The sequence below is a fragment of the Bordetella genomosp. 11 genome, from assembly GCF_002261215.1.
GTDB lineage: Bacteria > Pseudomonadota > Gammaproteobacteria > Burkholderiales > Burkholderiaceae_B > Bordetella_C.
The window spans coordinates 796998-819308 of the sequence record NZ_NEVS01000001.1; the positions used below are offsets into that span (position 1 = coordinate 796998).

The 22311-nt window shown below is 65.6% G+C and carries 17 protein-coding genes and 2 pseudogenes; 13 read left to right on the top strand and 6 right to left on the bottom strand.

What is annotated here, in order from left to right; translation table 11 throughout:
* Positions 1 to 6 precede the first annotated feature (6 nt).
* A complete protein-coding gene (locus CAL28_RS03570) occupies positions 7 to 657 on the top strand; it encodes a nitroreductase family protein (RefSeq protein ID WP_094840013.1) in 651 nt (216 codons plus the stop codon).
* Positions 658 to 667: 10 nt separating this feature from the next.
* Here the strand turns inward: CAL28_RS03570 and CAL28_RS03575 are convergent, their stop codons facing one another.
* Both CAL28_RS03575 and CAL28_RS03580 read right to left on the bottom strand, forming a co-directional pair.
* Positions 668 to 1660 (bottom strand): response regulator transcription factor, encoded by a 993-nt coding sequence (locus CAL28_RS03575; RefSeq protein ID WP_094840014.1) that lies wholly within the window; start codon positions 1658 to 1660, stop codon positions 668 to 670.
* Positions 1641 to 5036: an ATP-binding protein gene (locus CAL28_RS03580; RefSeq protein WP_094840015.1), complete on the bottom strand. Its 3396-nt coding sequence runs from the start codon at positions 5034 to 5036 to the stop codon at positions 1641 to 1643. Before CAL28_RS03580 ends, CAL28_RS03575 begins: the two co-directional genes overlap by 20 nt.
* Before the next feature lie 202 nt (positions 5037 to 5238).
* Here CAL28_RS03580 and urtA point away from each other — a divergent pair, with 202 nt between their 5' ends.
* The 12 genes and pseudogenes from urtA to CAL28_RS03640 all read left to right on the top strand — a co-directional run bounded on the left by urtA (position 5239) and on the right by CAL28_RS03640 (position 17328).
* Complete coding sequence (gene urtA, locus CAL28_RS03585; protein WP_094840016.1) at positions 5239 to 6501, top strand: urea ABC transporter substrate-binding protein; 1263 nt, start codon at positions 5239 to 5241, stop codon at positions 6499 to 6501.
* Between the two features lie 93 nt (positions 6502 to 6594).
* On the top strand, positions 6595 to 7512 hold the full coding sequence (gene urtB / locus CAL28_RS03590) for an urea ABC transporter permease subunit UrtB (RefSeq protein ID WP_094840017.1): 918 nt from the start codon (positions 6595 to 6597) through the stop codon (positions 7510 to 7512).
* Positions 7513 to 7574: 62 nt separating this feature from the next.
* Entirely contained in the window at positions 7575 to 8666 is a 1092-nt protein-coding gene (gene urtC, locus CAL28_RS03595) for an urea ABC transporter permease subunit UrtC (RefSeq protein ID WP_217906540.1), read from the top strand.
* Positions 8663 to 9433 (top strand): urea ABC transporter ATP-binding protein UrtD, encoded by a 771-nt coding sequence (urtD, locus tag CAL28_RS03600; protein WP_254925970.1) that lies wholly within the window; start codon positions 8663 to 8665, stop codon positions 9431 to 9433. The genes urtC and urtD overlap by 4 nt, the downstream gene beginning before the upstream one ends.
* A 22-nt stretch (positions 9434 to 9455) precedes the next feature.
* A complete protein-coding gene (gene urtE, locus CAL28_RS03605) occupies positions 9456 to 10148 on the top strand; it encodes an urea ABC transporter ATP-binding subunit UrtE (protein ID WP_094840019.1) in 693 nt (230 codons plus the stop codon).
* Between the two features lie 24 nt (positions 10149 to 10172).
* Positions 10173 to 11402, top strand: coding sequence for a formamidase (gene fmdA, locus CAL28_RS03610; protein ID WP_094840020.1), 1230 nt, complete (start codon positions 10173 to 10175; stop codon positions 11400 to 11402).
* A 30-nt stretch (positions 11403 to 11432) separates the two neighbouring features.
* Positions 11433 to 11765, top strand: a complete 333-nt coding sequence (locus CAL28_RS03615) for an FmdB family zinc ribbon protein (RefSeq protein ID WP_094840021.1) — start codon at positions 11433 to 11435, stop codon at positions 11763 to 11765.
* Between the two features lie 244 nt (positions 11766 to 12009).
* Positions 12010 to 13695, top strand: a complete 1686-nt coding sequence (locus tag CAL28_RS03620) for a methyl-accepting chemotaxis protein (RefSeq protein WP_094840022.1) — start codon at positions 12010 to 12012, stop codon at positions 13693 to 13695.
* Positions 13696 to 13791: 96 nt separating this feature from the next.
* A complete protein-coding gene (locus CAL28_RS03625) occupies positions 13792 to 14892 on the top strand; it encodes a TRAP transporter substrate-binding protein (protein WP_094840023.1) in 1101 nt (366 codons plus the stop codon).
* 10 nt (positions 14893 to 14902) lie between these two features.
* Positions 14903 to 15223: pseudogene (locus CAL28_RS30260) on the top strand (TRAP transporter small permease subunit); the annotation flags it as partial.
* A gap of 16 nt (positions 15224 to 15239) precedes the next feature.
* Positions 15240 to 15659 (top strand): annotated as a pseudogene (locus CAL28_RS03635) (TRAP transporter small permease subunit); the annotation flags it as partial.
* Position 15660: 1 nt separating this feature from the next.
* On the top strand, positions 15661 to 17328 hold the full coding sequence (locus tag CAL28_RS03640; RefSeq protein ID WP_094840025.1) for a TRAP transporter large permease: 1668 nt from the start codon (positions 15661 to 15663) through the stop codon (positions 17326 to 17328).
* Positions 17329 to 17342: 14 nt separating this feature from the next.
* Here CAL28_RS03640 and CAL28_RS03645 read toward each other — a convergent pair whose 3' ends face one another.
* Genes CAL28_RS03645 through CAL28_RS03660 form a run of 4 tightly spaced genes read right to left on the bottom strand, consistent with a single transcriptional unit; the run spans position 17343 to position 22308 of the window.
* The gene (locus CAL28_RS03645) at positions 17343 to 18824 is read right to left on the bottom strand and encodes an NAD-dependent succinate-semialdehyde dehydrogenase (RefSeq protein WP_094840026.1); all 1482 of its coding nucleotides are present in this window, start codon (positions 18822 to 18824) and stop codon (positions 17343 to 17345) included.
* A gap of 14 nt (positions 18825 to 18838) precedes the next feature.
* Positions 18839 to 19933: a tartrate dehydrogenase gene (locus CAL28_RS03650; RefSeq protein ID WP_094840027.1), complete on the bottom strand. Its 1095-nt coding sequence runs from the start codon at positions 19931 to 19933 to the stop codon at positions 18839 to 18841.
* Between the two features lie 36 nt (positions 19934 to 19969).
* On the bottom strand, positions 19970 to 20734 hold the full coding sequence (hpaI, locus tag CAL28_RS03655; RefSeq protein WP_094840028.1) for a 4-hydroxy-2-oxoheptanedioate aldolase: 765 nt from the start codon (positions 20732 to 20734) through the stop codon (positions 19970 to 19972).
* A 50-nt stretch (positions 20735 to 20784) separates the two neighbouring features.
* Entirely contained in the window at positions 20785 to 22308 is a 1524-nt protein-coding gene (locus CAL28_RS03660; protein WP_094840029.1) for a UxaA family hydrolase, read from the bottom strand.
* Positions 22309 to 22311 lie beyond the last annotated feature (3 nt).

Genomic DNA, 22311 nt, shown 5'->3' on the forward strand with positions numbered 1-22311 from the left:
TCGGATATGAGCGAAGCGCAACTTCTTACCTACAAACCCGCGGCGGCCCTTCCGTTGAAAGCGATCAAGGAACCGCCCCCTCATACCATCGCGTTGGAGCAACCCTCTCGGCAGGCAGGGGTGCCGTTGATGGAGGCCCTGGGACGCCGCGCCAGTTGCCGCGAGTTCGCGCCCAGGCCGCTGCCGACCGCCACGCTCGGCGAACTGCTGTGGGCGGCGGACGGCATCAACAGGCCAGTGACGGGGGGGCGGACCGCGCCGTCGCCTCATGCCTTCAACGAGATCGATATCTATGTCGCGCTTGCCGATGGTGTCTACCGTTACGATCCCGGCAAACATCAGTTGGTACTCAAGCATGCGGTGGATGCGCGTGGGCAGACCGGTTACCAGGACTTCGTCGGCGAGGCACCGGTGGACCTGGTCTACGTGGTGCAGACTTCGCGGCTGCTGGAAATGCCCGCCCAGCAACGCGATCGGTTTTCCGCCGTGACGGCCGGGGCCATTGCCCAGAACGTGGCGCTGTATTGCGCCTCGGCCGGCCTGGCCAGCGTGGTGCGCGGGTGGATATCTCCGCGCCTGCTGGCGGAGGCCCTGTCGCTGAACGAGGATGAAGTGCCGATACTCGCGCAGACCGTGGGGTATCCGGGCCGGTCCTAGGGCAAGGGGCTTAACGTTTGGCCTGGCCCGCCGTGTCGGTGAAGAGCGTCGCGTGCATATGGGTCAAGGCCAGCGCCGTGGCGGCGGCCCTGGTTTCCACGCCCAGCTTCACATAAACGTGTTCCAGGTGCTTGTTGACGGTGCGCGGGCTCATTCCGAGTATGTCGCTGATGTCGCGGTTGGTCTTCCCCTTGGCCAGCCAGATCAGAACCTCGCGCTCGCGCGCCGTCAGCTGGTAGGTGGCCGCCAGGCTGGATGCCGGATCGGCCGGCGCGCACCGTTCATCCATGAGCAAGACGTATTCGCCCGCCTTGCGCGACGCCGTCAGGCGCACGCGCAATTGGCGATCGCCTGTTTGCCGCACGAAGTCCGCGGGATCCCCGCCGGCCACGTCGGCACCGGCATCGCTGCCGCCGCGCGTGTCGCTGCGGGATAGTTGTTGCGCGACCCAGGCCGCCAACGGCGCCGGCAGATCCCGGCCGGGCTCATCGCGGCCGAAATATTCCGCCAGCCAGAGACGTGCCTTGGCTGTTTTCCACGTCACCGCGCCGGCCTCGTCCAGCACCACGACAGCATTCGCCACCGCATCCATGGCATTGATCGCGACCGACATCATGCGGGCATTGCGCAGGTGGGCCTGCAGGCGCGCCAGCACCACATCGGTATCCAGCGGCTTGACGACGTAGTCGATCCCGCCGGCACGGAAGCCGCGCACCACGTCCTCCGGCTCGGTCAGGCCAGTCATGAATACCACCGGTACGTGGCTGGCGGCGGGGTGTGCCTTCATGCGCCGGCAGGTTTCGAAGCCGTCCAGGCCGGGCATCACCGCATCGAGCAGCACGATATCGGGGACCACATAGTCCAGCCTTTCCAGCGCCGACAGGCCGTCGGTGGCGACCACCACCATGTATCCGGCGTCGTCCAGGGCGTCGGATAGCATTTTCAGGTTGTCCGGTGTGTCGTCCACCAGTAGAACCAGGTTCTTATCGGAGGGCCGCGGCATGGTGCTGTATGTGTTCCTTGAGCAAGGCGTTGTATTCGGCCAGTCGGAAGTCCTGGACCAGCGCGCCGAGCCGGTCGGCCAGCGGCGCCGCATGTGGGGCGCGCGCGCGGATGTCGTCCAGCCGGGCGGAAATGCCTTTGATGTATCCCATGGCCCCCAACTCCAGCAGCGACTCCGCGTCCTCGCGGTCCAGGGGGACGTCGTGCAGGGCGGTCGCGCCGGTGTGCGGGGGCACGGCGGCCGGTCGCAGGATCCAGTCCAGGCGAAGATGCAGGCCGATCTTCGCCACCAATTCGTCCAGCACGACAGGTTTGACAAGCCAGTCGGTCAGTCCGCATTGGACCGCCTCTTTGGGGTCCACGCCATAGGCGTTGGCCGATACGATGATGAGCGGGACACCCACGCCCTGGTCGCGCAGCAGACGGCACACCTCCCAGCCGGGCAGGCCCGGCATGGTGATATCCATCAGGATCAACGCGGGCCGCAGGGTATGCACGCAGGCCAGGCATTCCTGCCCGCTGCCGGCTTCGAGCACGTCGAAGCCCAGCGGTTGCAGCATGTCGCGCAGGATACGGCGCTGCGACGGCTGGTCGTCCACCACCAGAACGGCGCGCCGCTCGCCCGCATACCCGACGATGGACGCCGCCGGCTGCGTGTCGCCACGCGGCGAGCGTACCTCGGGCAGGAAAAGCTTAAGGGTGAACGCGCTGCCGCGGTCCACCTCGCTGCGGACGGTCAGTTCGCCGCCCATGATACCGGTGAGCATGCGGCAGATCGTCAGGCCGAGTCCGGTCCCCGTATCGGCGTGGTCCGCCGCGGCCCAACTGCGTTCGAAAGGCATGAAGATGCGATCGAGGTCGTCGGCCGGGATGCCGGCGCCGCTGTCCTCCACTTCCATCTGCACCATGTCCGCGGCATAGCGCACGCGCAGCGCCACGTGGCCCACGCGGGTGAATTTCACCGCGTTGCTCAGCAGGTTGATCAGTATCTGGCGCAGCCGCTTTTCGTCGATGTGGACGATCCTGGGAAGATTGGCGGCGACTTCGTAGTCGAAGCGCAGGCCCTTCAGCGCGGTCTGGGGCTGGAACATCTTGACGATCTGTTCCAGGAATTCTGGCAGGCGCAGCTCGCCGTTCTCCAGGCGCAGCTTGCCGGCCTCGATACGGGCGATGTCCAGCAGCCCGTCGATCAGCCCGATCAGATGCTTGCCGCTGCGATGGATGACGTCGATCGCCTCGCGCCGGTTCGGCGGGATGGCGGTGTCGCGCTGCAGTATCTGCGCATAGCCCAGGATGCTGTTCAAGGGCGCGCGCAGTTCGTGGCTCATTCCGCCCATGAACCGGCTCTTGGCCAGGTTGGCCGCCTCCGCCGACTCTTTGGCCTTTTGCAGTTGCGCGTCGGTCTGGCGGTGGGCTTCGATTTCCCGCAACAGCAGGTGGGTCTGGCGGTCCGATTCTTCCTGGGCGACCTGGCGGCTTTCGTTGGTCAGCACCAGCCACCACGCGGCCACCCCGCCGACCAGCAGCAGGGCGGCGAACAGCTTCAGGAAGGTGGCGCGCAGCACGGCGATGTTCGCGCCGGCCTGGCCGAAGGTCACCGCTTCCTGGTAGTAGATCAGCGCCAGGATGGCCCCGAACAGGCCGCCTATCATCCCGAGGATGACAAGGTAGTGGGCGAGGCGGTTGTGGAACAGCGGTGTCGCCGCGCCCGGCAGGATGCGCCGCAGCGCGGCGCCCAGCTGATCCTGCAGGCGCGAGCCGGTCTTGCAGCGATCCTGGCAACGCGCGTCCAGCGTGCAGCACAGCGAACAGATGGCGCCGTTGTAGGCGGGGCAGTGCGCCATGTCCTGAGGCTCGAATGCCTTCGCGCAGATGACGCAGCTCAGGCCGGCGCCATGGGCATGCAGGGCGTGCGGCTGGCGGGCCAGATAGTAGCGACCGCGTGTGGCCCAGGCGATCGCCGGGACGGCGACGAACGTGGCGGCCAGGGTGATGAAAGGCGATAGCGCCTGGACCGTGGCCCCGATAACACCGCTGTAGGCGATGAAGGCGGTTGCCAGCGCGATCAGCATGCCGCCCACGCCCACGGGATTGATGTCGTACAGGTAGGCGCGCCGGAACTCGATGCCCCGCGGGCTTAGCCCCAGGGGCTTGTTGATCACCAGGTCGGCCACCAGCGATCCGATCCAGGCGATCGCGACATGGGCGAACATGGCCAGCACGTGCTCCAGCGCGTCGAACACGCCCATTTCCATCAGGCCGATGGCGATCAGCACGTTGAACACCAGCCAGACCACGCGGCCCGGATGACTGTGCGTGATGCGCGCGAAGAAGTTCGACCACGCCAGCGAGCCCGCGTAGGCGTTCGTCACATTGATCTTTACCTGCGAAATGACGACGAACGCCGTCATGGCGGCGACCGCCCAGCCCGGATGGGAAAAAACATAGCCGAACGCGTGCAGGTACATCTTGGTGGGATCGGCCGCCTTGGCGGCGGGGACGCCGTGCTGCAGCGCGAGCCAGGCCAGGAAGGCGCCGCCCAGCATCTTGGCCGCCCCGGGAACGATCCATCCCGGCCCCGCGCACAGCAGGGCGATCCACCAACGTCCGCGGTTGCCGGCCGTCTTTTCCGGTAGAAAGCGCAGGAAATCCACTTGTTCGCCGATCTGCGTGATCAGCGATGCGGCCACGGCCGCGCCGGCGCCGAACAGCAGCAGATCGAAGTGCCCGCCACCGCCGTGGCGGCCGGGGAAATCCATCAGGCCACGCAGCGCGGCCGGGTCCTGGAACAGGATGAAGGCGTAGGGCAGCACCAGAAGCGTCAGCCACACCGGCTGCGTCCATGACTGCAGCCGGTTCACCAGCGTGATGCCGTAGGTAACCAATGGGATGATGACGATCGCGCAAGCCATGTAGCCCAGCCACAGCGGCAGCCCGGTGCAGACTTCGATCGCCAGCGCCATGATGGCCGCTTCCAGCGCGAAGAAGATGAAGGTGAAGGACGCGTAGATCAGCGACGTGATGGTCGAACCGATATATCCGAAGCCCGCGCCGCGGGTCAGCAGGTCCATGTCCAGGCCATGCCGCGCGGCGTAGTAGGCGATCGGCAGGCCGGTGAAGAACACCAGGATGGACACGGCGACGATGGCCCAGAACGCATTGTCGAAGCCGTAGTTCAGCGCCAGGGCGCCGCCGATGGCTTCCAGTGCCAGGAAGGACACCGCCCCGAGGGCGGTATTGGCGACGCGAAACTCCGACCACTTGCGGAACGACACGGGCGTGAACCGCAGGGCGTAGTCCTCCAGGGTCTCGTTGGCAACCCAGGTGTTGTAGTCGCGCCGTATCTTGACGATGCGTTGAGGTGCGCCAGCATCCACGCTTGAAATCTCCGGTATGCGTCATTCGACGTATGCCGCGTTTGTACCGCCTGGCGACGTAACAGCCACTACGTCAATCAACGTATGTTGCAGTGCGGTATGGGTACCTAGTATCGCATCGAACCCCCGGCTGCGGCACCGCGCGATAGCGGTCGCGGCATCGGGTTTTTCCCTGAAGCGTCTCATCCGCAAGGAGCGTTCGATGTCTCGCAAACCCCCCTTTGAACAAGACCCCGCCTCGCCCGCCCGGCGCCGCGTGGCGCTGGCGCTGGCGTCGCTGCCGCTGATCGGCATCCCCGGGCTGGGCCGCGCCGCGGGCCCGGCGACGGCCGCCGTCAATACCACGGGGTTGGCCGTAACCGATACGGAAGTGACGGTGGGACAGCTGCATTCGGCCACCGGCACCATGGCCATCAGCGAAACCGGCTCCATCCAGGCCGAGCGGCTGGCCATCGAGCAGATCAACGCCATGGGCGGCATCCTGGGGCGCCAGATCAAGATCATCCAGGAAGACGGCGCGTCGGACTGGCCCACCTTCGCCGAGAAGGCCCGCAAGCTGCTGGTCAGCGACAAGGTGGCCACGGTCTTCGGCTGCTGGACGTCGGCCTCGCGCAAGGCCGTGCTGCCGGTATTCGAGAAGGAAAACGGCTTGCTGTACTACCCGACCTTCTATGAGGGCCTGGAGCAGTCCAAGAACGTCTTCTATACCGGCCAGGAGGCCACGCAGCAGATCCTGGCCAGCCTGAACTGGCTGGCCAAGGAAAAGAACGCCAAGACCTTCTACCTGGTCGGTTCCGACTACATCTGGCCGCGCACCTCCAACAAGATCGCCCGCAAGCACATCGAACACGTGCTCAAGGGCGAAGTCGTGGGCGAGGAATACTACCCGCTGGGCCATACCCAATTCGGTTCGCTGATCAACAAGATCAAGCTGAAGAAGCCCGACGTGGTATTCGCGGACGTCGTTGGCGGCAGCAACGTGTCGTTCTACAAGCAGCTGAAGGCGGCCGGCGTGACGGCCCAGAAACAGAAGCTGCTGACCATCTCGGTGACGGAAGATGAGTTGCTGGGGATAGGCGGTGAAAACGCCGAAGGTTTCTGGTCCTGCATGAAGTATTTCCAAAGCCTGGACAACGAGAACAACAAGAAGTTCGTTGCCGCGTTCAAGGCGAAGTACGGCCCGAACGCGGTGATCGGCGACGTCACCCAGGCCGCCTACCTGGGCCCCTGGCTATGGAAGATGGCCGTGGAAAAAGCCCAGAGCTTCGACGTGGACAAAGTGGTGGCGGCTTCGCCCAACCTGGAGTTCAAGCAGGCGCCCGAAGGCTACGTCAAGGTGGACCCGAACCATCACCTGTGGAGCCGTACGCGCGTAGGGCAGATCCGCAAGGACGGGCAGTTCGATGTGGTCTACCAGACGCCCGACCTGATCAAGCCGGATCCCTTCCCCGAGGGCTACCAGTAATCCGGTCCGCGGCAGGCGCCGCCCGCCGGGCTCCGGCCCGGGGGCGGCGCGGCCCCGATTTCGGTCCCGCTTTTCTTACGCAAAGGCTCGCCCATGGAATCCTTCTCCGATCTTGGCGCCATTCTTCTGATGCAGGGCTTCAATGGCCTGTCGGTGTTCAGCGTCCTGCTGCTGATGGCGCTGGGCCTGGCCATCATTTTCGGACAGATGGGTGTCATCAACATGGCGCATGGGGAATTCCTCGCGATCGGCGCCTATACGACCTGCCTGTTCTCGGAACTGACGCAGCAGTATGCGCCCGCGGTCATGCCCTATTACTTCTTCCTGGCCATCGCCGCGGCCTTCGCGGTGACCTTCGCGCTGGGCTGGCTGACCGAATGGCTGATGATCCGCCACCTGTATCGCCGCCCGCTGGATACCCTGCTCGCCACCTGGGGCCTGTCGCTGGTGTTGCAGCAGGCGCTGCGGTCGATCTTCGGTCCGCGCGAAGTCAGCCCGACGCTGCCCGATTGGCTGATGGGTTCGGTGCAGCCGCTGCCGGGCGTGGACATCCCCATCAACGGGCTGATCGTCATGTCGATCACGGTGATCCTGACGGTCGGATTGCTGCTGGCGCTGTTCCGCTCCAGTTGGGGCCTGCACGTGCGGGCGACGATGCAGAACCGCGTCATGAGCGGGGCGGTGGGCATCGACACGAGGAAAGTGGACCGGGTGACCTTCGCCCTGGGATGCGGGATCGCGGGCATCGCCGGCGCGGCCTTCACCACCATCGGCTCCACGGGCCCGACCAGCGGATCGCTGTACATCGTCGATACCTTCCTTACCGTGGTCTTCGGCGGCGCCGCCAGTCTTTACGGCACGATCGCGTCGGCCTTCGTGATCGCCCAGACGCAGTCCGTGTCGGAGTTTTTCCTGACGGGCTCCATGGCCAAGGTGCTGACGTTGTCCGCCGTGGTGATCATCCTGATGCTGCGCCCGCAGGGATTGTTCACGATCAAAGTCCGCAAATAAGCAGGTCCAGGAGCTCGAACGTGAAACTCATCTACAAGAATGTATTGGGCGGACGCCAGGGCATGATCGGCCTGGCTGTCCTGGCCGCGCTGGTTTTCCTGGTCTTCCCGCTGCTGCTGGACAGCTTCCGCCTGAACCTGGTCGGCAAGTACCTGACCTACGCCTTCGTGGCGCTGGGGCTCGTGCTGTGCTGGGGATACGGCGGGATACTCAGCCTGGGGCAGGGCGTGTTCTTCGGCATAGGCGGCTATTGCATGGCGATGTTCCTGAAGCTGGAAGCCTCCACCGTCGAAGCCACGAAAATCCAGTCCACGCCCGGCATCCCGGATTTCATGGACTGGAACCAGATCACGTCGCTGCCGTGGTTCTGGGTGCCGTTCAAGAGCTTCCTGTTCACGCTGCTGGCCGTGCCCGTGGTGCCGGCGCTGCTGGCGCTGCTGATCGGCGTGGCGATGTTCAAGCGCCGCGTGGGCGATACCTACTTCGCCATCGTCACGCAAGCCATTGCCCTGATTCTTTCGGTACTGATCATCGGCCAGCAGGGGCTGACCGGCGGCGTCAACGGCATCACGGACCTGAAAACCCTGCTGGGCTGGGATATCCGCACCGATTCCGCGCGCGTCATCCTGTATTTCGTCAATGGCGCGCTGTTGTTCGCCTGCCTGCTGTTCGGCAGGTTCCTGCTTTCGTCCAAACTGGGGAAGCTGCTGGTGGCCATGCGGGACAAAGAGGAACGGGTGCGCTTCTCCGGCTACGACGTGGCGGGCTTCAAGATATTCGTGTTCTGCGTGGCGGCGGTCTTCTCCGCCATCGGCGGCGCCATGTTCACCCTTCAGGTGGGGTTCATGTCGCCGTCCTTCGTGGGTATCGTCCCCTCCATCGAGATGGTGATTTTCGCGGCGGTGGGCGGGCGCCTTTCGCTGCTGGGCGCGGTCTACGGAACGCTGCTGGTGAACTTCGGCAAGAGCTATTTTTCCGAAAGCTTTCCGCAGCTGTGGCTGTTCCTGATGGGCGGGCTTTTCATCGCCGTCGTCATGGCCTTTCCCAACGGGCTGGCCGGGTTGTATACCCAATACGTGCAGCCGCGGCTGCGCCGGGGGCCTCGCGCCCAGGCCGTTCCGCCCAAGGCCGCGTCCCGCACGGAGGTCGCATGAATCCGCCCCTGATGAACGCGCGGCCGGCCGCGCAGGAATTCGCCCTGTACGTCGAGGGCCTGACGGTGTCCTTCAATGGCTTCGTCGCGGTGAACGATCTGAACCTGTACGTGGACAAGGGCGAGCTGCGCGTGGTCATCGGGCCGAACGGGGCGGGAAAGACCACGGTGCTGGACCTGATCTGCGGCCGCACCAAGGCGACCGCGGGCTCTATCCGCTTCAAGGATACGGAGCTGACCCGCATGGCGGAGCACGAGATCGTGCGCGCCGGCGTGGGCCGCAAATTCCAGACCCCTTCCATCTACGAAACCCTGACGGTGCGGGAGAACCTCGAAGTTTCGTTTCCGCGCGGGCGCAGCGTCTTCGGCGCGCTGGCGTTTCGCCGCACCGCCGACGTGATCGAGCGCGTCGAGCAGGTGGCCTGCGATATTTTCCTGGCCGACATGCTGGAGCAATCGGCCGAACTGCTGTCGCATGGGCAGAAGCAGTGGCTGGAGATAGGCATGCTGCTGATGCAGGAGCCGGAATTGATGATGCTCGACGAACCGGTGGCGGGCATGAGCGTATCGGAACGCGAAAAGACGGCCGAGCTGCTCAATCGCATCAGCAAGGACCGCTCGATGATCGTCATCGAGCACGACATGGAATTCGTCAAGAACATCGCGCACAAGGTGACGGTGCTGCACCAGGGCAAGGTGCTGGCCGAGGGGCCGATGGACAAGGTCCAGTCCGATCCTCGTGTCATTGAAGTCTATCTGGGTCATTGAGCGCGCGCGCAGGAGAATCCGCATGTTGAATGTTTCGGGCCTGGTATCCGGGTATGGACAAAGCCGCGTTATCCACGGCGTGGACCTGAGCGTGGCCAAGGGCGAGATCGTCGCCGTCATGGGGCGCAACGGCATGGGCAAGACCACGCTGTTCAAGACCATGATGGGCGTGCTGCCCTCGATGCAGGGCAAGGTCAGCATCGACGGCACGGACATCAGCGCCTTGCAGACATTCCAGCGCGTGCGCAGCGGCGTGGCCTATGTGCCGCAGGGCCGCATGATTTTTCCCACCCTGACGGTGGAAGAGAATATCCGCACCGGTTTGCCGGGCCGGGCGCTGCGCGATCCCATTCCCGACGAGGTGTTCGCCTTGTTCCCGGTGCTGCACGAGATGCGCCGGCGCCGGGGCGGGGATCTTTCCGGCGGCCAGCAGCAGCAGTTGGCGATCGCGCGGGCGCTGGTGACCGGCCCGAAGGTGCTGATGCTGGACGAGCCCACCGAGGGCATCCAGCCGTCGATCATCAAGGACATCGCGCGAACGCTGCTGGAGATCCGCAAGCTGAAGGACCTGGCCATCGTCGTTTCCGAACAGGTGCTCAGTTTCACCATGCAGATCGCCGACCGGCTGATCGTCATCGACAAGGGCCGCTTCGTGCACGAGGACCTGCGCGGCCAGGTCGACGAACAGACCATCAGCCGCTATCTGTCCGTCTAGTCCCATCACCCAAAGGAGCATGCCATGCCCGATACCCTGATCAAGGTCGATCTCGCCCAGTCGCCATACGAAAACGAAAGCATCCATAACCGCTGGCATCCCGACATTCCCATGGCGGCATGGGTCAAGCCCGGCGATGACTTCGTGCTGGAAACCTACGACTGGACCGGCGGCGCGATCAAGAATGACGACAGCGCCGACGACGTGCGGGATGTGGACCTGTCCACGGTGCATTTCCTGTCCGGTCCCGTCGGCGTAGAGGGCGCGGAACCGGGCGACCTGCTGGTCGTCGACTTCCTCGATATCGGGGCCAAGCAGGACAGCCTGTGGGGCTTCAACGGCTTCTTCAGCAAGAAGAACGGCGGCGGCTTCCTGACGGAGCACTTCCCGCAAGCGCAGAAATCCATCTGGGATTTCGAGGGCATGTTCACCAAGTCGCGTCATATTCCGGGGGTGCGATTCGCCGGCCTGATCCATCCCGGCCTGATCGGCTGCCTTCCCGACCAGGCGATGCTGGACACCTGGAACAAGCGCGAGCAGGCGCTGATCGACTCCGATCCCGCGCGCGTCCCGCCGCTGGCGAATCCGCCGGCGCCGAAGACCGCTCACATGGGGAAGCTACAGGGCGCGGCGCGCGACAAGGCGGCGGCCGAAGGCGCGCGCACGGTGCCGCCGCGCGAGCACGGCGGCAATTGCGATATCAAGGACCTGTCGCGCGGCTCCCGCGTCTTCTTCCCGGTCTACGTCAAGGGCGGCGGCCTGTCGGTGGGCGATCTGCATTTTTCGCAAGGCGATGGCGAAATCACCTTCTGCGGCGCCATCGAAATGGCGGGCTGGATCCATATGCGCGTTTCGCTGATCAAGGGCGGGATGGACAAATACGGCATCCGCAATCCGATCTTCAAGCCCAGCCCGATCACGCCGAACTACAAGGACTATCTGATTTTCGAGGGTATTTCGGTGGACGAGGGGGGACGCCAGCATTACCTGGACGTGCATATCGCCTATCGGCAGGCATGCCTGAATGCCATCGAGTACCTGAAGAAGTTCGGCTACTCGGGCGCGCAGGCGTATTCCATCCTGGGAACCGCGCCGGTGCAGGGCCATATCAGCGGGGTCGTGGACATCCCCAATGCCTGCGCCACGCTCTGGCTGCCAACCGAAATCTTCGAGTTCGACATCCAGCCCTCGGCCAGCGGCCCGGTGAAGGCGGTCGCCGGCGGCGTCGATATGCCCTTGTCGCCGGACCTTTGATTTTCCACGAGGCCTGTCCTGGAGAACGCCATGCCCTTGTACGACTATTCCTGCGCGCAATGTGGCGACTTCGCCGCCATGCGGCCGCTGGCGCAGTGGCGCGACCCCGCGTCCTGCCCGGATTGTGGCGCGGCCTCGGCCCGCATCGTGGCGGGCGCGCCCGCCCTGGGGGCGCTGTCTTCGGCGGTCAATCGCGCTCGCGCCGCCAACGAGCGCAATGCCCATGAGCCGCGCGCGACCCGCGCCGGCCATGGCATGAACTGCGGCTGCTGCGGCGGCGGCAGATCCGCCGGCAAGACGCGCAAGACCGCCGACGGCGGCAAGACCTTCGTCGCCAGCCGGCCGTGGATGATCAGCCACTGACGCGCTGGTCATCCTCGCTCTCTTCGACACCGGCCGGCGGGGCATCCCCCGGCCGGTGTTGCATTTTGTCCTATCCCTTCGTGAATTGCTTACAATTTGATTAAACGCAAGGAACGATGGCCCGGAACGGGCCAGAATGAGCCGACTGCGGGAGGCGGCGGGGATACCAATAGGCAATATGGCCTTGTCAGCGTTCCGAAGCAGGCGATCGATAAGCAACACTCACTGGAACAGCTGAAAAGATATGCGCGTGAACCTTCCCGTCTCGGACAAGGAATACCCGTTCCCTCGTGGACGCACCCTGGTTTCCACGACGGACGCCAAGGGAAGAATCCTTTACTGCAATCCCACCTTTATTGAAGTCAGCGGCTTTACGAAGGAGGAGCTGCTCGGCAAAGCCCATAACGTGATCCGCCACCCCGACATGCCGGAAGAGGCCTTCCGGGATATGTGGGCGACGATTTCCTCCGGCCGCCCGTGGTCCGCGCCGGTCAAGAATCGCCGCAAGAACGGCGACTATTACTGGGTGATGGCCAACGCGACGCCGATGCTGAAGGATGGCGAGGCGGTCGGTTATATGTCGGTGCGCACCGAAGCCACGCGAGAACAGATCGAGGAGGCGGAAGCGCTTTATGCCGTCATGCGCGACGAGGCGCAAGCCGGACGGCGGATCCACACCCTGGCCAACGGCCGGCGGGTGAAGCGCACGCTGGCGGGCCGGGTGGCGGAAATGGCGCGGCTGGGCGTGGTGGGCAAGCTGACGACGCTGCTGACGCTGTTGATGCTGTGTTTCCTGGCGATCGACCGCCTGGTGCCGGCGGACGCGGCGGCGTGGGAGGCTGGCGCATGGTTGTTGCGCCTGTTGCTGATCGCGGCCGCGTGGGGGTTCCTGCGCCGCAGCGTGGCGGCGCCGCTGGACGACGTGCTGGCTGCCGCCTATCGCCTGGCGGCGGGAGACCTGACACAGCCGCTGGAAAGGACGCGCGGCGATGAACTGGGCGAGTTGCAGGCGGCGCTCGGACAGCTGCGCATCAATGTGGGTTCCGTGGTGCGCGACGCGCGCGACCAAAGCCAGGACATCGTGACCGGGACCGCGGAGATCGCCCAGGGCAACGCGCATCTTTCCGAGCGTACCGAAACGCAGGCCGGCAACGTCCAGCAGACGGCCGCATCGATGGAGCAGATCACCGGTACGGTGGGCCTGGCGGCCGAGTCCGCGCAGCGGGTAAGCCAGCTGTCGGCGCGGACCAGCGAGGTCGCGGAGCGGGGCGCGCGCGCCGTCGAGGAAGTCGGCGCGACCATGCAGGGGATGCTGGAATCGTCGCGGCGTATCAGCGAGATCACGCAAGTCATCGATAGCATCGCCTTCCAGACGAATATCCTCGCATTGAATGCCGCCGTCGAGGCCGCGCGTGCCGGGGAGCAGGGACGTGGTTTTGCCGTGGTGGCGGGAGAGGTACGTTCGCTCGCGCAACGCAGCGCCCATGCGGCGAAAGAGATCCGCCACCTGATCGACGAATCCGGCGTGAAAGTGGCGGAGGGCAGCGAAAGGACGGCGATCGCCCGCAAGACCATGGCCGACGTGCTGGGCAGCGTGCAGGAGGTGAATGCGCTGATCGGCGAAATCACCGAGGCGTCGAAAGAGCAGCTCGCCGGGATCTCGCAGGTCAATGCGGCCGTTGCCCAATTGGATGGCATCACGCAGCAGAACGCCGAGCTGGTCGAGCAGGTGGCCGGGGCTGCCGTCTCGCTGGAGGGCCTGGCACGGACGACGCACGAAACCATGCAGGTTTTCCGGCTGGATGACGGTGGCCGTTTGTCTGCTGCGGCGCAGCAAAATGGTGATGCGGTAACAATCATTAAGGGTTATCCGCAAGCGCACCCGGGCGCTCTCCCCCTTAAGATGGCGACCCAAACGGCAGCTGTTTAGCTATTTGACAGCTTGCCTCCACAATTCCTATTCGCGCCCGCCCTATCCGGGTGGCGCCGCGAGCCTGTTTATTCCTACATCCGGGAGACATCCGCAATGCAACGCCGTTCCTTCCTGAAAAAGGCCACCCTGGGTGCCGCCGCCGGTGGCGCCACCCTCGCTTCCCCCGTTTTTGCCCAGGAATCCCCGACGATCAATTGGCGCCTGGCCTCCAGCTTCCCGCGCAGCGCCGACGCGATCTACAGCGGCGGCGAGAACCTGGCGAAATACGTGGGCGAGGCCACGGGCGGCAAATTCAGCATCCGCGCCTTTCCCGCGGGCGAAATCGTGCCCGCGCTGCAGGTGCTCGACGGCGTGCAGAACGGCACGGTGGAATGCGGCCACAGCGCCTCGTACTACTACTTCGGCAAGGACCCCGCGCTGAGCTTCGACGCCGCGGTGCCCTTCGGCCTGAACACGCGCCAGATGAATGCCTGGATGCGGCACGGCGATGGCCTGAAGCTGCTGCGCGAACTGTTCAAGACCTATAACGTCGTCAACTTTCCCTGCGGCTATACCGGTACGCAGATGGGTGGCTGGTTCCGCAACGAGATCAAGTCGGTCGACGATCTGAAGGGCCTGAAGTTCCGCATGAGCGCTTTCGCGGGCGCCGTCCTGTCGCGCCTGGGCGTGGTGCCGCAACAGATCGCCGGCGGCGATATCTACCCGGCGCTGGAAAAAGGCACCATCGATGGCGCCGAGTGGATCGGCCCCTACGACGACGAGAAGCTGGGCTTCAACAAGGTCGCCAAATACTATTACTTCCCCGGCTGGTGGGAAGGCACCCTGCAGGTGTCGCTGTATGTGAACCAGGACGCCTACAACAAGCTGCCCAAGCACTACCAGGCCGTGCTGGAGCAGGCGTCGGCCGCCGCGACGAATGACATGATCGCCAAGTACGACGCGGAAAACCCGGCCGCGCTGCGCCGGCTGATCGCCAACGGCGCCCAGCTGCGGGCCTTCCCCAAGCCCGTGATGGACGCCTGCTATGCCGAGTCCTTGAAGGTCTATCAGGAAATGAGCGCCAAGAGCCCCATGTTCAAGAAGATCTACGACAGCATGGTGGCCTTCCGCGATAACGAAATCCCCTGGTTCCGCGTGGCGGACGGCAGCTTCGACGGCTATATGGGCACGATAGGGCGCAACGGCGGCAAGTAAGCGAGCAGCAATGAAATCATTACTTGCCTTATCGCGTCTGATCGACGCGATAAACCTGCGCGTGGGCCGCGCGGTGACGTGGGTGACCTTGCTGGTGGTGCTGGTCAGCGCCGGCAACGCGGTGGTGCGCAAGGTCCTGCATACCAGTTCGAACGCGTGGCTGGAGCTGCAGTGGTATATGTTCGGGGCGATGTTCCTGTTGTCCGCGGGCTATACGCTACTGAAGAACGAGCACGTGCGGGTGGACATCCTGTCCTCGCGCCTGTCGCGGCGCAAGCAGATCTGGATCGAGGTGTTCGGCGTGCTGTTTTTCCTGCTGCCGGCCTGCGTGCTGATCCTGGTGCTGTCTGAAGAACGAGCACGTGCGGGTGGACATCCTGTCCTCGCGCCTGTCGCGGCGCAAGCAGATCTGGATCGAGGTGTTCGGCGTGCTGTTTTTCCTGCTGCCGGCCTGCGTGCTGATCCTGGTGCTGTCCTGGCCGGTGTTCACCGAGTCGTGGCTGACCGGCGAGCAGTCCTCGAACTCGGGCGGGCTGGTGCGCTGGCCGGTCAAGCTGCTGATTCCGGTGGGCTTTGCGCTGCTGGTGCTGGCGGGGGTCGCGCATTTGATCAAGTGCGTGGCTTTCCTGCTGGGCCGCGGCGAGGACCCGCTGCGCCGCGAGGGCGCGCGCTCGGCCGAGGAAGAACTGGCCGAGGAAATCGCCCGCGAGGCGCAGGCCCGCGAGGCGGCGGCGCTGGCCGCGGCCGCGCGCGACGGGGGGCGCTGAGATGGACTTTTTCATCGCCAACCTGGCGCCCATCATGTTCGCCACCCTGGTGGTATTCCTGCTGCTGGGCTTTCCGGTGGCCTTCGCGTTGGCGGCCAACGGCATCCTGTTCGGGTTGGTCGGCATCGAGGCGGGCCTGCTGACGCCGGCGCTGTTCCAGGCGCTGCCGCAGCGGGTGTTCGGCATTATCTCCAACGACACGCTGCTGGCGGTGCCGTTCTTTACGCTGATGGGGCTGGTGCTGGAGCGATCCGGCATGGCCGAGGACCTGCTGGAGACCATCGGGCAGCTGTTCGGCACGGTACGCGGCGGCCTGGCCTTCGCGGTGGTGTTCGTCGGCGCGATGCTGGCGGCCACGACGGGCGTGGTGTCGGCGTCGGTGATCTCCATGGGGCTGATTTCGCTGCCCATCATGCTGCGCTACGGCTACGACCGGCGCCTGGCCAGCGGGGTGATCGCCGCCTCGGGCACGCTGTCGCAGATCATTCCGCCGTCGCTGGTGCTGATCATCCTGGCCGACCAGCTGGGCCGCTCGATCGGCGACATGTATCGCGCGGCGATGGTGCCGGGTTTCGTGCTGGCCGGGCTGTATGTCGTGTACGTGGCCATCATGTGCGTGATCAAGCCGGCCTCGGCGCCGGCGCTGCCCGAGGAGGCGCGGCGGTTTCGCGAATCCAACGGCACGCGCGGGGGCCGTTCGCTGCTGGTACTGATGGCGATTTCCGTGACGGTGGCCTGGGCGCTGGGCCAATGGATGGAGAACGACACGGCGCCGGCCGACGAGCGCATCGTGCTCAGCCTGCTGCTGTGGGGGCTGACGGCCTTCGTGATCGCCATCGTGAACAAGGTGCTGCGCCTGGGGCTGCTGTCGGCGCTGGCCGAGCGGGTGACCTTCGTGATGATCCCGCCGCTGTTCCTGATCTTCCTGGTGCTGGGCACGATCTTCATCGGCGTGGCCACGCCCACCGAGGGCGGGGCGATGGGCGCGGTCGGCGCCATCGCCATGGCGCTGGCGCGCCGGCGCCTGACGCTGGACCTGCTCAAGCAGGCGATGGACACCACCACCAAGCTGTCGTGCTTCGTGGTGTTCATCCTGGTGGGTTCGACGGTGTTCGGCCTGACCTTCCGGGGCGTGAACGGCGACCTATGGGTCGAGCACCTGCTGACCGGGCTGCCGGGCGGGCAGTGGGGGTTCCTGATCGTGGTCAGCGTGCTGACCTTCGTGCTGGCGTTCTTCCTGGACTTCTTCGAGCTGGCCTTCATCATCGTGCCGCTGCTCGGGCCGGTGGCCGAGAAGATGGGCATCGACCTGATCTGGTTCGGGGTGATCCTGGCGGTGAACATGCAGACCTCGTTCATGCATCCGCCGTTCGGCTTCGCGCTGTTCTACCTGCGCTCGGTCGCGCCCAAGGATCCCTACCGGGACAAGGTCACCGGGCGCACCATCGCGCCGGTGACCACCGGGCAGATCTACTGGGGCTCGGTGCCGTTCATCGTTATCCAGCTGGTCATGGTGGCGACGGTGATGCTGGTGCCCGCGATGGTGATGCACTACAAGGGCGACCAGTCGCAGGTCGATCCGTCCTCCGTGAAGATAGATGTGCAAGGAGGCTACGGGACCAGCGTGTATGGCGGCGGCGCGGACGACCCGGGGGCGTCGTTCAAATGACCGTGAAGGGCGGGCTACGCCAGCCCGCCCTGGCACAGGTATTTGATCGACAGGTAGTCGTCCAGTCCGTACCGGGAGCCCTCGCGGCCGTAGCCGGATTCCTTGATGCCGCCGAAAGGCGCGGCCTCCGATGCCAGCGCGCCTTCGTTGATGCCGACGATGCCGGATTCCAGGGCGCGCGATACGCGTTCGATGCGCCGCAGGTCCTGGCTGTAGAAATACGCGGCCAGTCCGAAGGGCGTATCGTTGGCCGCGGCAACGGCCTGCGCTTCGTCGTCGAAGCGGAATAGCGGCACGACGGGGCCGAAGGTTTCCTCCGCGCACAAGGCCATCGAGGCATTGGCGTCGCCCAATACCGTGGGCGCGTAATAGTTCGGCCCCAGCGCCTCCAGGCGCTTTCCGCCGGCCAGCACGGTGGCGCCGTGACGGCGCGCATCGTCGACATGGCGGGCGATCTTGTCCACGGCGCGCGCATTGATCATGGGCCCGACGTGGGTCGCGGGATCGGAGCCCGGCCCCACGCGCAAGGCGGCCACCTTGTCGCGCAGCAGGCGCGCGAAGCGATCGTAGACCGTCGATTGCACATAGACGCGATTCGGGCAGACGCAGGTCTGGCCGCCATTGCGGAACTTGGCCGCCATGACACCGTCGACGGCGGCTTCCAGCTGCGCGTCCTCGAATACCAGGAAGGGCGCGTTGCCGCCGAGCTCCAGCGAAAGCTTCTTCAGCGTTGCCGCGGATTCCCGCGCCAGGTGCTTGCCTACCGGTGTCGATCCGGTGAAGCTTATTTTGCGCACCCGGCCGTCCTGCAGCCAGGCATCGACGGTCTCGGCAGCTCGCGCGCGCGATGCGGTGACCATGTTCAGCACGCCATTCGGAAATCCGGCCTCTTGCCCGAGCAGCGCGAGCGCCAGCGCGGTCAATGGCGTGTCTTCCGCGGGCTTGGCCACGACGGTGCAGCCCGCTGCCAGCGCCGGCGCGATCTTGCGCGCGATCATGGCCAGGGGAAAGTTCCAGGGTGTGATCGCGGCCACGACCCCGATGGGTTCCTTGATCGCCGTCATGCGCTTGCCGCGCTGCTGGTCCGGGATGATGTCGCCGTAGATGCGGTTGGCCTCGTCGGCAAACCAGGCCACATAAGACGCGCCGTACGCGACTTCGCCGCGGGCTTCGGCCATGGGCTTGCCCTGTTCAAGGGAGATCAGCGCGGCCAGGTCTTCCTCCCGCTCGAGGATCAGCGCATGCCAGCGCCGCAGCAGCGCGGCCCGTTCCCGCGGCAGCCGCGCGCGCCACAATGGCAGTGCCTTCGCGGCCGCGTCCACGGCGGCACGGGCATCTTGCGGCCCGCTGTCGGGCACCTCGGCGATAAGCAGCCCGGTGGCGGGGTCGGTGACCGCGAAGCCCTGGCCGTCATGGCCGGGCGTCCAGCGCCCGTCGATGAAGTTGTGCGGGCGAATGAGGGGGCCGGCTTGCGGGTGGGGCGCCTTGCTGTCCATACGGGAAGTCTCCATTATCGTGCGCCCGATTCGACCAGCGCGGCCACGGCCTTGCCCACTTCGACGGTGCCCGCCTTGCCGCCGAGATCACCGGTATGCGGGCCGTGCCTGAGCACCGTCGCGATGGCGTCCAGGATCAGGTCGTGCGCCTGCCGCATCGCGCCTTGGCCGTCGCCGAGGAAATCCAGCATCATCGCGGCCGACCAGATCATGGCGACGGGGTTGGCGATGCCACGTCCGGCGATATCCGGCGCCGAGCCATGCACCGGTTCGAACAGGGACGGAAAGCGGCGATCCGGGTTCAGGTTGCCCGACGGCGCGATGCCGATGGTGCCGGTGCAGGCCGGTCCCAGGTCGGAAAGAATATCGCCGAACAGATTGGAGGCCACCACGACATCGAAGCGGTCCGGATTCAGGACGAAGCGCGCGCAGAGAATATCGATATGCTGTTTGTCCCAGCTCACGGATGGATATTGCCGCGCCATATCTTCCACGCGCTTGTCCCACCACGGCATGCTGATGGAGATGCCGTTGCTCTTGGTGGCGGCCGTCAGGGTCTTGCCCCGGCGGGCGGCCAGTTCGAAGGCGAAGCGCAGCACGCGATCGGTGCCATGCCGCGAGAAGACCGCCTGCTGCATGACCACTTCGCGGTCCGTGCCTTCGTACATCGTGCCGCCGACGGCGGAGTATTCCCCTTCGGTATTCTCCCTGACGATCATCATATCGATGTCGCCTGGCTTGCGATGGGCCAGCGGGCAGGGCACGCCCTCGAACAAGCGCGCGGGCCGCAGGTTGATGTACTGGTCGAACTCGCGGCGGAACTTCAGCAATGAACCCCAGAGGGAAATGTGGTCCGGCACCGTGGCGGGCCAGCCGACCGCACCGAAGAGGATGGCGTCGCAGTCGCGCAGCTGCTCCTTCCAATCGTCGGGCATCATCTGGCCGTGCGCCGCGTAGTACTCGCAGGACGCCCAGGCAATGTGGCGATACTCCAGGGCAATGCCGAAGCGCCGGCATGCGGCCTCCAGCACGCGCAGCCCTTCGGGCATGACTTCCATGCCGATTCCATCGCCGGGGATGACGGCGATGCGCCAGGTCTTCGTTGTCATATCGGAATCCTTGGGGATGCCCGCTGCGCGGCGGCGTCAGCAGGCGAAGTCGCGCGCGAGTTTGCGCGCCGCGTTGGCGAAGATCAGGATGTCCACGCCGGTGGCGACGAAGGTACATCCCAGGTCCAGATAGCGTCGCGCCAGCGCGGGGTCGGAGGTCAATGTACCGGCGGCCTTGCCCGCGGCCACGATGGTCCGCATCGCCGCTTCGATGGCCGCCTGGACGTCCGGATGGCCGGGGTTGCCGCGGTGTCCCATCGAAGCGGCCAGGTCGGCCGGTCCGATGAATACGCCATCGACGCCCTCGGTGGCGCACAGCGCCGGCAGGTTCTGCAGGGCGGTGGTGGTTTCCGCCTGTACGAGCAGGCAGATCTCGTCGTCGGCGACCGCCAGGTAATCGGCGCGCTGGCTCCATTGCGAGGCCCGGCCCACGGCGCTGCCCACCCCGCGGATGCCGCGCGGCGGATAGCGCGTGGCCGCGACCAGGGCGCGCGCCTGTTCCGCGGTATCGACCATCGGCACCAGCAGCGTGCGCGCGCCGATGTCGAGCATGCGCTTGATGCGCGCCGGATCGCTATCGGGTATCCGCACGACGGGGTGCGACGCATAGGCGGCGACCGCCTGCAGGGCGTGCAGCGTGCTGCGCAGGTCGTTCGGTGCGTGCTCGCCATCGACGAGCAGCCAGTGAAAGCCGGCGGTGGCCGCGACTTCCGCCAGATAGGGATCGGCCATGGAAAGCCACAGGCCGATGCGCGGCGTCCCCGACGCCAGCGCGGATTTGAAGGGATTCAGGGCAGGCATGGATGCGACTCGGAATGGACAATGAAAAAAATCGGAGTGTGCGCGCGGGTTCAGCTGACGATGCCGAGATGCCAGGGTACGAATTCGTGGTCTCCCAGCCCCAGCAATTCGCTTTTGGTGCGCGTGCCGGACGCCGCCAGCAGGATGTGTTCGAAGATGCGTTGTCCCATTTCTTCGATGCCGAGCTCGCCGTCCAGCACGCGTCCGCAATTGATGTCCATGTCTTCCTCCAGCCGGCGGTACATGGGCGAGTTGCTGGCCAGCTTGAGCGTGGGCGCGGGCTTGGAGCCGAACATCGATCCCCGTCCGGTGGTGAAGCAGATCAGGTTCGCGCCGCTGGCGATCTGGCCGGTGACGGCGACCGGGTCGTAGCCGGGGGAGTCCATGAAGACCAGGCCCGGCTGGTCTATCGGCTCGGCATACTCGTATACGGCCTGCAGCGGCGTGCTGCCGCCCTTCATCGCCGATCCCAGCGATTTCTCGAAAATGTTCGCCAGGCCGCCCTGCTGGTTGCCGTGGCCCACCTTGCCGTTGAACTGCGCGTTCTGCCCGGCGGTGTAGCGTTCCCACCATGCAAGCCGGGCCAGCAGCTTCTCACCCACTTCGCGGCTGGCCGCGCGCCGGGTCAAGAGGTATTCGACGCCATGGATCTCCGGCGTTTCCGACAGAATCGCGGTGCCGCCATGGCGCACCAGGATGTCCATGGCGGCACCCAGCGCGGGATTGGCGGTAATGCCGGAAAACCCGTCCGATCCTCCGCATTCCAGGCCTATCTTCAGGTGGCTCGCGGGTACTTCCGTCCGGCGGCATTCGTTCGCGGCGGGCAGCATGGCCTGGATGGCGGCGATCCCGGCGGCGATCGTGGCGCGCGTGCCGCCGGCGTCCTGCATGACCAGCGTGCGCACGCGGGGGTCTTTGGCCAGGCCCTGCGTATCGACCAGCGCGTCCACCTGGTTACGCTCGCAGCCCAACCCCACGATCAACACCCCGGCCAGGTTGGGATGCCGGGCATACCCGGCCAGCGTGCGCCGCAGCACGTCGAAATGTTCGCTGGGCGAGGACATGCCGCAGCCGCTGGTATGGGCGAATGCCGCCACGCCGTCGACATTGGGATAGGCGGCCAGGCGTTCCGTATTGAAATGGGCGGCGATGGACTTGATGACCGTCGCCGAACAGTTCACCGAGGACAGGATGCCGATGAAATTGCGGGTGCCCACGCGTCCGTCCGGGCGAACGTAGCCCAGGAAGCGGGCCTGGCGGGCGCGCGGCACATAGGCGACCGGCACGACATCCTGGCCGAAAGCCGGATCGCGCTGGAAATCCGCCAGTTCGACGTTGTGCGTATGTACGTGGTCGCCCGCCTCGATGTCGCGGCCGGCCACGCCGATGATCACGTCGTACTTGCGCACCGCTTCGCCCCGCGCGATCCGCCGTGCCGCGATCTTGTGGCCGGCCGGGACCTGCGCCCGTATGCGCAGATCGTGGCCGGGAACGGCCTGCCCCAGCGTGAGGCTGTCGCGCGCAATCAATACATTGTCGGCGGGGTGCAGGCGGATAAGCGGGGAAAACGTCACGGT

Excerpts from the sequence above, each read along its gene's own strand:
- urtE (WP_094840019.1), top strand. The coding sequence starts at position 9,456 with ATGTTGAATGTTTCGGGCCTGGTATCCGGGTATGGACAAAGCCGCGTT.
- CAL28_RS03570 (WP_094840013.1), top strand. The coding sequence starts at position 7 with ATGAGCGAAGCGCAACTTCTTACCTACAAACCCGCGGCGGCCCTTCCG.
- hpaI (WP_094840028.1), bottom strand. The coding sequence starts at position 20,734 with ATGCCTGCCCTGAATCCCTTCAAATCCGCGCTGGCGTCGGGGACGCCG.
- urtA (WP_094840016.1), top strand. The coding sequence starts at position 5,239 with ATGTCTCGCAAACCCCCCTTTGAACAAGACCCCGCCTCGCCCGCCCGG.
- CAL28_RS03640 (WP_094840025.1), top strand. The coding sequence starts at position 15,661 with ATGGACTTTTTCATCGCCAACCTGGCGCCCATCATGTTCGCCACCCTG.
- CAL28_RS03620 (WP_094840022.1), top strand. The coding sequence starts at position 12,010 with ATGCGCGTGAACCTTCCCGTCTCGGACAAGGAATACCCGTTCCCTCGT.
- CAL28_RS03575 (WP_094840014.1), bottom strand. The coding sequence starts at position 1,660 with ATGCCGCGGCCCTCCGATAAGAACCTGGTTCTACTGGTGGACGACACA.
- urtD (WP_254925970.1), top strand. The coding sequence starts at position 8,663 with ATGAATCCGCCCCTGATGAACGCGCGGCCGGCCGCGCAGGAATTCGCC.
- fmdA (WP_094840020.1), top strand. The coding sequence starts at position 10,173 with ATGCCCGATACCCTGATCAAGGTCGATCTCGCCCAGTCGCCATACGAA.
- CAL28_RS03615 (WP_094840021.1), top strand. The coding sequence starts at position 11,433 with ATGCCCTTGTACGACTATTCCTGCGCGCAATGTGGCGACTTCGCCGCC.
- urtB (WP_094840017.1), top strand. The coding sequence starts at position 6,595 with ATGGAATCCTTCTCCGATCTTGGCGCCATTCTTCTGATGCAGGGCTTC.
- CAL28_RS03625 (WP_094840023.1), top strand. The coding sequence starts at position 13,792 with ATGCAACGCCGTTCCTTCCTGAAAAAGGCCACCCTGGGTGCCGCCGCC.
- CAL28_RS03645 (WP_094840026.1), bottom strand. The coding sequence starts at position 18,824 with ATGGACAGCAAGGCGCCCCACCCGCAAGCCGGCCCCCTCATTCGCCCG.
- urtC (WP_217906540.1), top strand. The coding sequence starts at position 7,575 with ATGATCGGCCTGGCTGTCCTGGCCGCGCTGGTTTTCCTGGTCTTCCCG.
- CAL28_RS03650 (WP_094840027.1), bottom strand. The coding sequence starts at position 19,933 with ATGACAACGAAGACCTGGCGCATCGCCGTCATCCCCGGCGATGGAATC.